This window comes from Parabacteroides sp., from assembly GCF_977054455.1.
The window spans coordinates 44,944-59,374 of sequence record NZ_CDRTCT010000029.1 but is presented as its reverse complement, the minus strand read 5'-3'; the positions used below and the strand labels follow the sequence as shown (position 1 = coordinate 59,374).

At 50.4% G+C, this 14,431-nt stretch carries 10 protein-coding genes; 4 read left to right on the top strand and 6 right to left on the bottom strand.

Annotated elements, in window-relative coordinates:
* Positions 1 to 23 precede the first annotated feature (23 nt).
* From ACW6QF_RS14785 to ACW6QF_RS14770, 4 genes are all read left to right on the top strand, one after another.
* Positions 24 to 287: a hypothetical protein gene (locus ACW6QF_RS14785; RefSeq protein WP_456088380.1), complete on the top strand. Its 264-nt coding sequence runs from the start codon at positions 24 to 26 to the stop codon at positions 285 to 287.
* Positions 260 to 595, top strand: a complete 336-nt coding sequence (locus tag ACW6QF_RS14780) for a type II toxin-antitoxin system RelE/ParE family toxin (protein ID WP_456088379.1) — start codon at positions 260 to 262, stop codon at positions 593 to 595. The genes ACW6QF_RS14785 and ACW6QF_RS14780 overlap by 28 nt, the downstream gene beginning before the upstream one ends.
* A 12-nt stretch (positions 596 to 607) precedes the next feature.
* Complete coding sequence (locus tag ACW6QF_RS14775; RefSeq protein ID WP_456088378.1) at positions 608 to 1,378, top strand: helix-hairpin-helix domain-containing protein; 771 nt, start codon at positions 608 to 610, stop codon at positions 1,376 to 1,378.
* Positions 1,379 to 1,580: 202 nt separating this feature from the next.
* Complete coding sequence (locus tag ACW6QF_RS14770; protein WP_456088377.1) at positions 1,581 to 2,348, top strand: AAA family ATPase; 768 nt, start codon at positions 1,581 to 1,583, stop codon at positions 2,346 to 2,348.
* Positions 2,349 to 2,365: 17 nt separating this feature from the next.
* Here ACW6QF_RS14770 and ACW6QF_RS14765 read toward each other — a convergent pair whose 3' ends face one another.
* The 6 genes from ACW6QF_RS14765 to ACW6QF_RS14740 form a co-directional block, all read right to left on the bottom strand.
* On the bottom strand, positions 2,366 to 3,553 hold the full coding sequence (locus ACW6QF_RS14765) for a DUF6057 family protein (protein ID WP_456088376.1): 1,188 nt from the start codon (positions 3,551 to 3,553) through the stop codon (positions 2,366 to 2,368).
* Positions 3,554 to 3,558: 5 nt separating this feature from the next.
* The gene (locus tag ACW6QF_RS14760; protein ID WP_456088375.1) at positions 3,559 to 5,034 is read right to left on the bottom strand and encodes a TolB family protein; all 1,476 of its coding nucleotides are present in this window, start codon (positions 5,032 to 5,034) and stop codon (positions 3,559 to 3,561) included.
* 222 nt (positions 5,035 to 5,256) lie between these two features.
* Positions 5,257 to 6,909 (bottom strand): RagB/SusD family nutrient uptake outer membrane protein, encoded by a 1,653-nt coding sequence (locus ACW6QF_RS14755; RefSeq protein ID WP_456088374.1) that lies wholly within the window; start codon positions 6,907 to 6,909, stop codon positions 5,257 to 5,259.
* A gap of 21 nt (positions 6,910 to 6,930) precedes the next feature.
* Positions 6,931 to 9,213 carry a SusC/RagA family TonB-linked outer membrane protein gene (locus ACW6QF_RS14750; RefSeq protein ID WP_456088391.1) on the bottom strand — a complete coding sequence of 761 codons (2,283 nt, stop codon included), beginning with the start codon at positions 9,211 to 9,213 and terminating at the stop codon, positions 6,931 to 6,933.
* On the bottom strand, positions 9,206 to 10,003 hold the full coding sequence (locus ACW6QF_RS14745; protein WP_456088373.1) for a TonB-dependent receptor plug domain-containing protein: 798 nt from the start codon (positions 10,001 to 10,003) through the stop codon (positions 9,206 to 9,208). The genes ACW6QF_RS14750 and ACW6QF_RS14745 overlap by 8 nt, the downstream gene beginning before the upstream one ends.
* Before the next feature lie 271 nt (positions 10,004 to 10,274).
* A complete protein-coding gene (locus ACW6QF_RS14740) occupies positions 10,275 to 14,417 on the bottom strand; it encodes a hybrid sensor histidine kinase/response regulator transcription factor (protein ID WP_456088372.1) in 4,143 nt (1,380 codons plus the stop codon).
* Positions 14,418 to 14,431: the final 14 nt, after the last annotated feature.

Here is a 14,431-nt window from a genome sequence, read left to right as displayed (position 1 = left end):
ATTCACTTAATAACAATTGCCTTATGGAGATCAAAACCATTCGAAAGAAAAGAGCGGTATCTTTCCGGAAAACGACAGAAGATCCATTTCCTACTTGGAAAGAAATGCAGCAGATAAGAGAAGATAGAACTTCCCGCTACGGATTCGATCCTGCTACCGAAAGCGGAACGCTTTCCACCGAACAGCTCGCGAACATGATTCGCGAAGCCGAACAAGGACCTTTCTATACACTTGAAGACGGTAAAAGAATGATGCAACAATGGAGGGAACAAAGGCAAAACCGGTAATCGCCTCTTTGCTTTTTTATTCATCAGTCGACCAAATCTTTACATATGGAAAAGAAAACTTCGGTGAACAAATAGCAATCCAATACGAGAACCTTATATTTGAAAAAGTACGGCAATTAGCCACAGACTACTTGCTACATGCGGAATATCCTTATCTTCCGACAAAAGATAAACGATATAGAAGAATTGTCCTTCCCGCCCATCTGATCGTCTACCGTATAACGGCTAAACAAATCGAAGTATTAGACATTATACATCAAGCGCAAAGTATCTCTCATATAAAACGACTACGGAACATCAAACCATAAACAGATTCGACTATGAACTGGCGCGACCTTCTCTATTTCTCCAAAGGCGAACGGAGGGCACTGACTTTGCTCCTTTGCCTCATCACCATTTCCTGGATTTTATTGCTTTGGACAGACGGGAAACGGATGCCTATCGCTTCGCAGACGGATGCCCATCGAACGGAAAACCGACAGGCATCGGGCGAAAAACGGATCATCACCGGAAAAAACACATCCGAAAGGGAAACCGATTCTATCCGGCAGGAATCCGTATCCCATCCGAACGGAAATAAAAATACCCTTAAAGGTAAAAATCCCACCCTTGCGGGGAACAGCTCCTACCCTGCAGGGAAGAAACGAAAAGGATATCCCCCTTACACCCGGACGGAAAAGTACACGGCAGGGACCCTTGTCGAGCTCAACACCGCCGACACCACGATCCTGAAAAAAGTTCCCGGCATCGGCAGCGCCTTCGCCCGGCGGATCGTGAAATACAGGGAGCTCTTGGGCGGCTTCTACGATGTCAGCCAGTTGGCGGAAGTGTACGGGATCGACGAAGAACGCTACCAAGCCCTCGCCCCCTGGTTCACCCTCGACACGCTCCACATACGCCGGTTAGAGGTCAACACATTGCCTGCCGCCGCCCTCCGCAAGCATCCTTACCTCGACTACCGGCAGGCAAAAGCGATCGAACAGCTCCGAAAACAAAAAAGCAGGCTCTCCGGATGGGAGAACCTGCAACTGATTGAAGAATTTACAGATACGGACAAGAAACGGCTCGCACCGTACCTGTCATTTAAGTGAACTTCAAAACGTATGTCTCTCCCTGCGTGATCCGCCCAGAAGATATCGCGTATCGTAGATGTACGGAAAATAGGGGATTACAGGACAGGCGGAACATGCAGAGATCAAGTTTTGCAGAATTTGAAGTTGAAAGTTACTTTTCTTTCGTATCTTAGTATCGGGAAAGCCCGGCTTTCTCTAATTTTCAATTGTCAACTATATCATGGTTTATCTGAAGCAAATCAAACTAATCAATCCGGACGAGGTGTCGGGGCCGGTAGAAGACCTGAAATATCCGTACAAGGCAGCAGCCGTGCGGTATATGGAAGAACTGGTATTCACGAAGCCCGTCACGTTCTTAGTGGGAGAAAACGGGATCGGCAAATCGACCTTGTTAGAGGCCGTCATGTATAAATATGAGCGGCGCAACGAAGATTTACAAGGCATGTTGAACGATGGAGACGAGAGCCACAAGGTCCTCGCCAATGTCTTGCCCGACCAGATTCGCTTAGTGGAAGTGCGCAAGCCGGACGACCATTTCTTTTTCCGTGCCGAATCCTTTTTCGACCATGCCCGCGAGATCGATGCCCAATCGATGCGCGACATCCTCAAATACGGGCGCGACTACTCCATGGCACGCTATGGAGGACGACGCCTGCTGGAACAGTCGCACGGTGAAAGTTTCCTCAGCACGTTCCTCAACTACGGAGAACGGAACATGCTCTATATCCTCGACGAGCCGGAAGCCGCCCTTTCCCCCCAGCGCCAACTGTCGCTGCTCGTACGGATAAAAGAGTTGGTGGACCAGGGATGCCAGCTCATCATCTCCACCCATTCTCCGATACTGATGGCTTATCCGGGAGCCGACATCTACAACATAGACGAAGACGGTGCCCGCCTGGCTTCTTTCGAAGAAACGGAACATTACCAACTGACGAAATATTTCCTGACGCACACGGAACAGATGCTCCGCGAACTGGGCATCGTCTAAGCCGCAGATCCATAGGTTTAGAGGCCGGAAGCGGCTTCAAAATACATTTTCACACGGGCGTTATGAGGGTTTTCCTTCAACAAAAGTTCCATCTCGTGCAGGAAAGGATAGGAACCGATGAAAATATCGAAATAGCTTTTCTCCGGCGTCTCCACCGGCTTTTCTTTCAACGCATCCAAGAGAGCCAACCGCGACCGTACCCATCCCGCATGACAGGTGGAGCGGTTCAGCAGGGTCAGGTACTTCTTTGCCAGACGGACATTCCCCATCTTCAGATAACCGTCTGTTATCTGCCGGAGGCAACCGAAAGTCATCCCGTCCGAATATTGGATAGCTACCTCGGAGAGTTGATGCACATACTCGTTATACAAGCCCAGAGAACGATAAAATAAAGCATTGAAATAGCGTTCCTCAGGTGTGGACGGCAAATAGAAATAGAAACTGTCAGGCGAAGACAGGCGGAATCTCGGCAGATTCTCCGCCAGTTTATCCATCCCGGCAAATGCCAGAAGGGTGTACCGCTGCAACATCGGATCGTGCAAGGCCTCGGCAGGCGTAATATAGCGGAGAACGGCATTCCAGGCGGTCGCCGTTGCCGCCTGCTTGACAGCAATCCTTTTTTCCCGGTCGTGCGCCGACGGGGATAGGGCGAACAGGACTAAGACAGACAGTATGATGGCAGCAGACAGCCCATAATGTATTTTCGGGTTCGAGATCCGCAACAAGCGCAAAGGGATGGCAAGGCGAAAACGTTCCGGCAGAAGGACGACACACGACACGAGAAGCCCGTACCCCGCCAAAACACCTAAAGCCGGTTCAAGCCGCCCCCAATGTAATTGCAGGCAAAGGAACAGCCCGGCAACCACCCACGAGAACCAAGCGCACTCCCGGCAACGCAAACGGCTGGACAACAGGTCAGACAAGCCCAACATACAGCCGAAAAGGAGTGTCTGGATCAACACACCTCCTTCGCGCCAACGGAAAAACTGGGACAAGAAACCGGAAGCAAGCGACAATATCCCGGCCACTCCCCCGGAGAGTTTTGCGTCCACATAGTCGGGCGTCCACACGAAAAAGCTTTCTGCCTCCACATTGCCAATCGTTTCCGGATACAAAAAATACCATAAAAGCCAGACAAGAGGCAAGAGTCCGTAATGCCATGCCAGCCCGATCCGCTTCGTCTTTATGTCGTTCTTCTTTTTCATGTTTTCTATTCGATATCAAACAGGGAAGAGACTTTCCCTTTGTCCAGTTTTACTTCTCCCCGGATAAACTCCGGTATATTATAGGATTTCATCCGCAAAGTGTTGTGCTCCGGGTCTTCCTGGGGCAGGAGAAATGGCTTGCCGAAACAGCCGTTCTCATCCACTGCTGCGATGAAAAGGCGGGTGTAGCGGCCATCCAGCCGCCGGCTGCTAAAGAGTACCCAACGCCCGTCGGACGACCAAGAGTGGTAGCTTTCCGTATCATCGCTATTGAGGGAAGATGTGTCCATCTCCCTATTGTCAGCAAGGCGGATCATTTTCAGATCGGCTTCGGCATGCCAGATGGGGAAAGTGGCACAAGCGGCTTCGGTATAAAGCAGGAATTTCCCATCAGGAGAGAGACGGGGAAAAGAGACGCTTCCTCCCGCAGTCGCAGGATTATAGAGCGTATCGACCTGTCCGAGCAATTGTCCGGTCTGCTCGTCGAAGCCTACCCGGCAAAGGGCATATTTCAGTGATTTATACTCCATCGGCATTTTCCGGGTCGGGGCCGTGCAGAAATAGACCTCTTTCCCATCGGGGGAAAAGGCGGGGAAGGTTTCCATATTTTCCCGGTTTGTAAAACGGGGATCGGTCAAGACCCGGTTATGGACCACATCATAGATCATCAGGTCTGAAGACAAGTCGTACACTTCTACCGGCATGTGCCCGAAGTGATAGAACGCCTGGTGCGTGTCGTTGGAAGAAAAAATAATGTAGCGGCCCGAAGGATGCCACATCGGATAAGTCCCGGATTTGTTGGGCTCCATTTTCACCAGGTCAAGACGGGCGGGCTGACCGTCACGGACCAGCACGGTCGTACCGTTCACGCCACGGGCATGAAACATAAAGTTGTCTGGCGAATAGTTGCAGAAAGAGTGGCAATTGATGCAGCCATCATGATTCTCACGGTTCGTCACAATCGCATTTTCTTCAAATGAGGTCAGGTCACGCTGGTAGATTCCCATCCGGTTCCACAGTTCGTAACCCGGCTCTATCAGGCGATAGGCGATCCAGGGGTCGATGCCGCCTGTCGCGATATGCACCGGAAAGGATGTATAACGGATGCCTCCGGGATCTTCATCGGTCCAGACGGAGACTGTCATATCGAGGGTTTTCCCGGCATAATGACGAAGCCATTCTTTCCAATCTTTTTCAGGAAACTTCACACACGCTCCCCCCTGCAACCGTGCCAGCTCGTTTCCGTCTACTTTGACGACTACCTTTATTTCCTTGGCTTCGGGCACACCGAAATTCAGGGGTGCGATGTTATATGGAACTGTCACACCGGTATAATCGGGGAAAATAGCAGGATAGTCCCGACTTTCCGCTTTCGCCTCCTTATCGTCCGGTCCGCAGGCTGCCAGTGAAAAGAGGAAAAGCAGCAGGGGCAGGAAGAATTCAAACAGGTTCTTCTTTGTTGCGACAGTATTCTGAATCATAGTATTAAAATTATATCGTAAAGAAACAGAGCCCGAAACAGGGTTCCTCCTTAAAATCGTCCCGAATATAAAAATATTCTTCGGGGATTACTACGTTTTCTTTCATAAATCGGACGCAGACAAGACAGAATGCACAGTATAGGCTGTACGTACACCTGCATGATCTGCGTCCGGTAAACAGGACTTGACACCTTCACAGAGGCTTAGCCCGAAGGAATAGTATCAATTATAACCCTCGTTCTGTTTCAGGTTCTTGTTGATTTCCATCTGTGTAAGCGGTATCGGCAACAGTTCGTTATGTTTCTGGAACTTATAGGTTTCACCGCTAACGACATTCTTGCCTGTGATCTTCACATCGTAATCGCCTTCTGCATTGAGATGCTTAGTCACATCGCCATCATAGCGAAGGATCTCGAAGCCGCTCAAAGTCTTCGTCAGTAATCCCCAACGTTTCAGGTCGGAACGGCGAAGGCCCTCACTGGCAAACTCGACACGGCGTTCACGGCGAACCAACTCGCGCAAGGTGCTCTGGCTGTTATATTTCGCAGTGTTGACATTCGGCATACCGGCACGGGCACGTACGAGATTCATGCATTCGATGGCTTCGTCCATATTCTGGTTCAGTTCGATGTCACATTCAGCTATTGTCAGCAGGACTTCAGCATAGCGGAAAATCGGGAAATGCATGGTTGCACTGTTCACATCGCCAAACTGGGTCAGGTTCTGCAGGAACTTCTTCACCTGCAAACCGGTCTTGCTGGCATTATCGGCATTATTACCATAGTCGTTGTTCTTCGATCCGTCGGAGAAAAGGGCACGCAGGGAGTTATAGCATCCGTCAGGAGTCGACTTGTAGCCGTCGTCGTAGATCTGTCCCGGATAGAGGACGGTCGCACGCAAACGCGGGTCGCGGTTGACAAACGGATTGGATTCGTCATAGTCGCCGTCGGCCTTCGCTTCTTCGATCGTACGTCCGTCGTTCATTTCGTAAGCCTCAACCAGGTTGACGGTCGGAACGACAGATGACCATCCGCCGATCATATTCGGCATAAACGGGGGCAGATACAGTTTGTTAGCCGTATTTTCCAGATAAGTGTGGCTCAGGATCGTTTCGGAATTGCACTGGTTGGCTACCAGAAACGCCTCCGCATAGCTCATGGCCGGCAAAGAGAACTGCCCGCTGCTCTGTATAGATTTGGCATAGCTGAGCGCATTGGCATAATCGCCACGATACAAGTAGTAGCGCATCAGGACAGCTTCGGCAGCCTGCTTGTTGATACGGCCTTCTTCCGTTCCACTGCGGTCAGGCAAATACTGTAGACAGTCTTTCAGTTCGGAAACAATGAACTCCCGGATCGTATTTACATCGGTGCGCGGCAATAAAGCATCCGCCGGTGTTTCAGGAACATCGGTGAAGAAAGGATAATCGCCATATTGTTCCGTCTTCCAGAAGTAAAGCATGGCACGGATTGCACGTACCTCCGCCTTATACTGGTTTTGTTTTTCCACCGAGCCCCATTCAATCTTGCCCTCGTTTGCCAGGTATTCATTGCAGGAACGGATATCGAGGAACTTGAAGAAGTCCGTACCGGCATCACTGGGCTGCATGTTTCCGTTGGCAATCGGTTTATAACCTTCCCATGAGAAGTAGTTGAAGAGGTTGTCCGAAGCGGTATCCCAATACATCATGTTATAACCGCCGTAAATCGGTTCGAGCAAATTGTAACATCCTACCATAGCCAGGTAGGCATCGTCTTCCGTCTGCCAGAAAGTAGCGGGAGACAATGAGTCTGTCGGATACCGGTCAAGGAAATCGGAACAACTTGACATGAGAAGCGACAGTGCAATCGTTATATAAATCAAAATTCTTTTCATCTTTTGAATCTCTTTAAATGGTTAGAAAGTAAGATTAACACCCACTGAGTTGACAACCGTCTGCGGGAAAGCATTACCACGGCCGGCAGGAGCTTCCGGATCCCATCCCTTCAACATTCCGGTGATGGTGAACAAGTTCTGTCCGCTGTAATAGAGGCGCAGGCGGGAAATGCCGACTTTGCTGAGAAGCGCTTTCGGGAAGGTATAACCAATCTGCAGGTCTTTCATACGAAGATAAGAGGCATTGGGAACCCAGATATCGGATTGTTCCGTATTGATATCGGCGTTAGGAGTTGCCAGACGCGGATATTCGGCATTCGTATTTTCGGGTGTCCAACTGTCGAGCCACAAGGCATTCGGTTTGGAGGTAGAAGCACTCAGTCCGCCGCGTCCTTCCGAAATTATACGGGAAACGCCGGCTGCCCCCTGGAAGAATGCAACCAGGTCGAAATTGCGGTAATTAAGTCCGATGTGGAAACCGAATGCAACTTTCGGGTCGGTTGAGCCCTGGATCGTACGGTCGTCAGGAGTGATCTTGCCGTCTTTGTTGGTATCGACATATTTAACGTCACCCAAGCGGCGCTCCTTCGTCGTGAAAGCATATTCCGGCCACTTCGCCATCTCTTCGGGATCATTGAAGATGCCGGCAGTTTGATAAGCATAGATACTGTTCATCGGATGGCCTACCCAGTTGACAGCCGTATAGTTGTCGATACCGGTCACATACTCATATTCATTGGTTCCGATATCCAGTACGCGGTTTTTGTTGAAGGCGACATTACCACCGAAATTGAAGCCAACCTTACCGAACTGGTCGTTATAGTTTACAGAGAGTTCGACACCGCTGTTGCGTATCTTTGCCAGGTTTGCCCAATAGCTGTCCAAAGCGTAAATGGCGCCAGTGTTCATCTTCATCAAAATACCGGAAGTCGTCTTGTTATAATATTCGGCAGTGAACGTAATCTTGTCGAGCAACGCTACATCAACAGCTGCTCCCCAACTGGTCGTTTCTTCCCATTTCAGATTCGAGTTGACGGCATAATAGGTATGGGCGCCTGATGCCAGTGAGTTACCCAACACGTAGTCCTTACCGAGCGTCATGATAGAGATGGCCGGATAGTAGCTTGAATTACCATTGCCGTCCAAAATCTCCTGATTACCTAACTTACCCCAAGAAGCACGGATTTTCAGGTTATTGACTTTCTCACGGAGTCCGTCGAAGAAACCTTCTTCCGAAATACGCCATCCGGCAGATACGGACGGGAAAGTACCCCAGCGGTTATCTTTAGAGAAACGGGACGAACCGTCGTGCCGGATATTCGCTTCGAAAAGATATTTACCGGCATAGTCGTAGTTGATACGGCCAAACCAGGAGATCATCGCCAACTGCTGGTTATACCCTTCCGCTTTGGCAGTAGAAGCCGAACCGGCATTGATATCGGGCAGAGAATTATTCGGGAACCCCTTACGATAAGCATACGTTTTTTTATATGTATAGAGCTCGGAATGGAAACCTGCCAATAGATTCAAGTTGTGATTGCCAAAGGATTTCTTATATTCCGGGGTGATATCGGCCGTTATACGGTCGTAGGAGATATTGGTGATTTCCTTGGCCGTCGTACCCTGTGCATAAGAGGGGTTATACTGGATACGCTTGGAATATTTGTCCTTGTCTTCCATATACAACTTGTAAGCTACCTGCGCTTTCAAAGAGAGTCCCGGAATAAAAGTATATTTAAGAGAACCGATTGCCAATAGGTTGTGGTTCTTCAGGTTCTGGGTTCCACCTTCTTGGATCCAGGCAAGCGGGTTACCGTCGGATACGGCGCCATAGGTTCCGTCGTCATACTGGCCTACCACCATCGGGGAAATACGGTTCAAAAGACGCAGGATCTGTGCTACGTCACCGGTGTCATACGCACCGACCGGCGAGTTAATGCGTTGTTGCGTATAAGCCAGACTGAAATTAGCCTCCATATTCTTCATCGGATTCATATCGAGGTTCAGACGCATATTATACTGATTCTTGTTGAAGTTATCGATAATACCGTCCTGCCCCTGATAACCGACGGACGCCATATAGCGTGCCGTCTCGTTTCCTCCGTTCACATTTACGTTATGGGTTTGTTGGAAAGCCGTTTTATAAACAAGATCGTGCCAGTCTGTATTCGGATAGTTTACGGGATCGGACCCGTCGCGGTATTTCTGGATCTCATCAGCGGTATAAATAGGTTTGTCACCTTCATACTGAAGGGCTGCGTTCCAATACTCGGCAACCTGGGCGGATGTGAAGAACTCAGGGATACTGGTTGCTTTCCGTTAAACCGAAGTTACCGGAATAGCTGATGGATGCTTTACCTGACTTACCCCGCTTGGTAGTAATCAAAATAACACCGTTTGCGGCTTTTGAGCCATAAATGGCCGAAGAAGCCGCATCTTTCAGTACTGAAATTGTTTCGATATCGTTTGCATCGATATCGTTCATGGTCGACTCCACGCCATCGACGATCACCATCGGATCGGCAGAGTTCAGCGTACCCGTACCACGCACACGGATCGTACCGGTATCGGAACCCGGCTGTCCGCTGCTCTGTGTGACACTCACACCCGGAAGCAGTCCCTGCAAACCGGACGATACGTTGGTGATAGGACGGTTCTCAAACAACTTGTTGTCTACATTGGCAACAGAGCCCGTCACATTGACTTTTTTCTGCGTACCATACCCGACAACTACGACCTCTTCCAGCTTTTGGGTGTCTTCGCGCAGATCTACAGTAAGATCGGCTTGTCCGGTGTACTTGACTTCGGCTGTCAGATAGCCGATAAATGAAACTTGAATAATGTCTCCGTTTTTGATGTCAGTTAAAACAAAGTTACCATTCATGTCGGTACTTACTCCGTTTGTCGTTCCCTTCACCATGACAGCCGCACCGGCAACCGGTCCGAATGCATCGGCAACTGTACCTTTCACTTGCTTCTGCTGTTGAGCAACGTTCACCTCCGGCAGGGGTATTACTTCCGCCCGCACGGCAACTCCGGAACTTAAAGCAGTGGATAAAAGAACCAGACAAACTGGTTTAGCAATTTTCCGCATACCATTTAATTTTAAGGTTATACATAATAATAAAAAACATTCATTTTATCAGGTAAATCCATATACCTATTTTTCTTCTAAAATACGTCAACGATTAACTATGGTATCTCCTGGTATCAAACTTCAGATCACTATTTGTGGTTCGAAGGTCTTCACAAAGAAAAGAATATTTTTAAAAGGTAAGTCTCAGTAAAACGTTAAATTTGAACAGGTATCGGCAATTATATCCCATTTTGAAACATAATTAAACCTTCCTCTAATAAATAAAAGCTCAATCCGTTCCCTCCTGCAAATCCTTTTGCGCCGAATCGCCCGGCACAAACTTCTCCAGATACTCGCTGGGCTGCATGCCGAATTCCTTCTTGAAACAGACACTAAAATACTTCGGGTCGTTAAAGCCGACGGCATAAGCCAATTCGGAAACGCGGATATGCTTCTTCTCTTCCATGATCCGGCAGGCTGCCTTCAGGCGGATGTTCCGAATAAAGGCGGAAGAGTTGAGTCCGGTAAGCGATTTCAGCTTGCGGTAGAGGGTGGATTTGCTCGTACCCATTTCATCGAGGAATACTTGCTGGTCGAAGTCGGGGTCCGACAGGTGGCGGTTGACACAATCGATCGCCTGCTGTAGGAAATTCTCGTCGAGGCTGGTATAGTTGAGTTCGTTTGTCTCGAACACCAACTGTTTCTTAAAGTCGCCCGACACACGTTCCTTCTGCTTCAACAAATTATTGATACGGGCGTGGAGCACGCTCAGGTTGAACGGCTTCGTAATGAAGCCGTCCGCACCGGCATCATACGCCTCCGCCCGGTCTTCCTCCCGGTTCTTCGCCGTCAGCAGGACGATAGGGATATGGCTGGTTTCAAGGCAGCCTTTCATCCGTTTGCAGAACTCGATCCCATCCATTTCGGGCATCATGATGTCGGAGACGATTAGGTCGATATCTTCCCGGCCGATAATCGCCATCCCCTCTTTTCCGGTGGTAGCGGTAAAGACCTTGTAGGTCGGACTCAACAAGCGGACCATCAGATGCAACAGGTCCTCATTATCCTCGATCAACAGCAGAGTCCGGAGGTGATCGGCCGGTTTCGCCGGTTCGGTTTCCGGTTCCTTCAAGACAGGAACGGCAGTCGCCGGAGTTGTCTGAACCCGTATGCTTTCATCGACCTCTTCGGGGAGATAATAATCACGACGGATAGGGATGATCACGGTAAAGGCGGTACCTTCGTCCTGTTTGCTCGACACCGTTATGTTTCCTTTGTGCAACTGTACCAGGTCTTTGGTCAGCGAAAGCCCGATACCCGTTCCGATCGTCTTGAACTTGCGATAGTCACCTTCGTAAAACCGCTTAAACAGGTTCTTCACGGCCTCCGGCGAGAGCCCTTTTCCATTATCTTTTATGACGATCCCGGCTTTCCCCGGTTCAACGACCGACAGCTCCACACGGACCACACCGCCGGGCTCGTTGTATTTGGCGGCATTGGACAGGAGATTATACAAGATCTTGTCTACCTTGTCCGTGTCGAACCAGGCAGGCAACTGTTCGGGCCAGCAGACCAGTGAGAAGTAGATCTCCTTCTTCTTGATCAGCGGACGGAAACTATCCACACTGTTGCGGACAAACGCAGCTAAGTCGCCCTGCGAGACCTTCAACTTCAGGTTGCCGGTCTCCGCCTTCCTGAATTCCAGTATCTGTTGGAGCAGGCGGATGAGGCGATTGATATTGTTCGTCATGACCTGATAATGCTCCTCGTTCTGCGGACTGATCCTCTTCAACTCGTCCACCGCAGCCGACAGGATGGTGAGCGGAGTCAACAATTCATGCGTGATATTCGTAAAGAACTGCAATTTGGAATGGTTCACCTCCTCCGCCTTCGCCTGTTCGAGGCTGCTTAGATGCAAGGCGTTCTGCATCTCGATCCGGTAATGCACGATCCGGTAAGCGGCATACGCCAAGAGGCACAACAAAAGGACATAGCCGGCATACGCCCACCCCGACTTCCAGGGCGGCGGCAAAATCACGACCGACAGATGCCTAACTGCCTGGTTCCAAGTCCCGTTAGAATTGGTCGATTTGAGCAGGAAGCCGTAAGTCCCCGGCTTCAGGTTATTGTAATAGGCCAAAGGATGCGAGGCATCGGCATACTGCCAGCCTGAATCGAAACCTTCCAGTTTATAAGCATATTTAATCTGCCGGGGATTGGAGAAACTCAAGGCGGCAAACTCGATGCTGAAGTTATTCTTACGGTAGTCCAGCCGGATACGGTCCGTAAAATCGGGTGCCAGCCGGGATATCTCCTCCTTCTCCTCCGCATCGAGCAGAGACCAGGAACGATTATATATTTTGATATCCGTAATCCGGACCGGCGGGAACGTCTCTTCGTCCGTCATCCGGTCGGGGAAAAAACTGTTGTAGCCGCGGTATCCTCCAAAGAACATCTCGCCGTTGGTATCGGTAAAAGCCGTGTTCCGGTAAAAGATGTTATCCTGCAAGCCGTCGGAAACGGTGTACAGGCGGTAGGCCACATCCGAAAGATTGTCCGGGATACGGACTTTCATCAGACCTACGTTCGTACCCATCCAAAGGTTCCCCTGCCGGTCCTCCTGGATGCTGAAGATGGCGTCGCCGGGCAAATTGGCAAGTTTGTGCACCGGGATGAACCGGTCCTGCTCCGGATCATAGAGGTTAAGTCCCCCTCCTTCCGTCCCCGCCCAAAGACGTTTGCGGCTGTCGATAAAGAGAGAGAGGACGGAAATGCTGATCAACTTACCTTCGTCGAGAGAATAGCGTTCAAACGACATTTCACCCGGCCGCGACAAATCGCCGGTGATCCTGATCACCCCGCCGTTATTCGTTCCGGTCCAGATTTGCCCCTGCGAATCCTGCACGATAGCCTGATAAGCATAAGCATTGACAGAAGTGCCATCCAGTTTCACGGAATCGAACCGGACACCCTCGCCGTTTGCCATAAGGACACATATGCCGTTACGGGTACCGAACCAAGTATTCCGTTCCCGGTCTTCACAAATCGAAAAGATGCACTGGTTAGGCAACCAGGGGGCGGAGCCGTAGTCAAGCAACTGCGCCTGCTCGCCGGCAGGCAGCGACCGGTCGTAGGAAACAACTCCCCAGTCATACGTCCCCAGCCAAATCCGCTCCGAAGTAGGAGACTGGACGATCGTATTGACCGTAGGCAGACGGCCCAGCTTCTTAAACTCCGGCAAATCCAGATTGTGGGTATAACTCCCGGCCGCACGGTCATGGACGAAGAATCCCCAGCTCCCCAGACCTATCCAAAGCAGCCCTTCCCTGTCCACCATCAGACTGCGGACAGAAGAGTTCGTAAGCAGCGGGTTATCGATCGCCTCCAACCGGTCCAGCCTAAACTCCGGTTTGCGGGTAATAACCGTATTCACCCCTCCTCCCAACAATCCGAGCCACATCATCCCTTCGTCGTCCCGGAATACGGAATTGACATCATTATAATGTACGGACTTATCCGAATTGTCCGGACAGTAGTTCCGGAACAGGCCGTTCTCTTCGTCGTAAAGCACGCTCAACCCGCCACGGGTCCCTACCCAGAGTGTCCCCGTATTCAGGTCTTCCTCCATGTCGTAGACGATATCATAGCAAAGGCTGTTCGGATCGTTGTCGTCATGCCGGAACTGCTTCCAGCCCAAATGCTCCGGCTCATAAGGGTTCTCAAGCAGGAACAAGCCATAGCCCCACGAAGCGACCCAGATACGCTGCTTGCTGTCCTCGAATATACCGAAAGCGGAATTCAACTCGTTCAACGCCGGATAGGCATACACCTCATCCTTCTGCCCGTCGTACCGGAAGATACCGTCAGACCAGGTTCCGATCCACAGGTTCCGCCTGGAGTCTTCGACCAAAGCCTTGACAGACCCCTTCACGATACCGGGTTTGAAGGCGATGCAGGAATCCTGCCCGGGAAGATATTCGAATACACCCGTCTCCGTCCCGATAAACACACGGTCGGAAGAGGTGACCAGCAGGCGGTCCACTATGCTGCGCTGCAATCCCGGACAGGTGATTTTCCGTATCTGCCCGTTCGTCTTATCCAGCACGTTCACCCCGTCGTAGGTCGCAATCCACAAGTTATGCCGGTTGTCATCCGTGATGCAGTTGATAGTATTGTTGCTCAACAGTCCGGGCGTATGCAGGTTCGATTTGAAAGTCCTGATCTGATAGCCGTCATAGAGGCACAGCCCACTATTGGTGGCGATCCAGATATACCCGTCCTTGTCCTGATACACCTGGCGCACCTCGTCCGTCGGGAGTCCGTTTTCTACCGATATATGTCCGAAACGCAAAGCAGGGAAAGGATGATCCGATCCATACAAACGGGGGAGGACGAAGAATAACAACGTCATAACCCATAGACGTATTGACATAGTATCAGACATAG

Bases quoted from the DNA above. Each gene is read 5' to 3' on its own strand.
- ACW6QF_RS14785 (WP_456088380.1), top strand. From the start codon at position 24: ATGGAGATCAAAACCATTCGAAAGAAAAGAGCGGTATCTTTCCGGAAA.
- ACW6QF_RS14780 (WP_456088379.1), top strand. From the start codon at position 260: ATGGAGGGAACAAAGGCAAAACCGGTAATCGCCTCTTTGCTTTTTTAT.
- ACW6QF_RS14775 (WP_456088378.1), top strand. From the start codon at position 608: ATGAACTGGCGCGACCTTCTCTATTTCTCCAAAGGCGAACGGAGGGCA.
- ACW6QF_RS14770 (WP_456088377.1), top strand. From the start codon at position 1,581: ATGGTTTATCTGAAGCAAATCAAACTAATCAATCCGGACGAGGTGTCG.
- ACW6QF_RS14765 (WP_456088376.1), bottom strand. From the start codon at position 3,553: ATGAAAAAGAAGAACGACATAAAGACGAAGCGGATCGGGCTGGCATGG.
- ACW6QF_RS14760 (WP_456088375.1), bottom strand. From the start codon at position 5,034: ATGATTCAGAATACTGTCGCAACAAAGAAGAACCTGTTTGAATTCTTC.
- ACW6QF_RS14755 (WP_456088374.1), bottom strand. From the start codon at position 6,909: ATGAAAAGAATTTTGATTTATATAACGATTGCACTGTCGCTTCTCATG.
- ACW6QF_RS14745 (WP_456088373.1), bottom strand. From the start codon at position 10,003: ATGCGGAAAATTGCTAAACCAGTTTGTCTGGTTCTTTTATCCACTGCT.
- ACW6QF_RS14740 (WP_456088372.1), bottom strand. From the start codon at position 14,417: ATGTCAATACGTCTATGGGTTATGACGTTGTTATTCTTCGTCCTCCCC.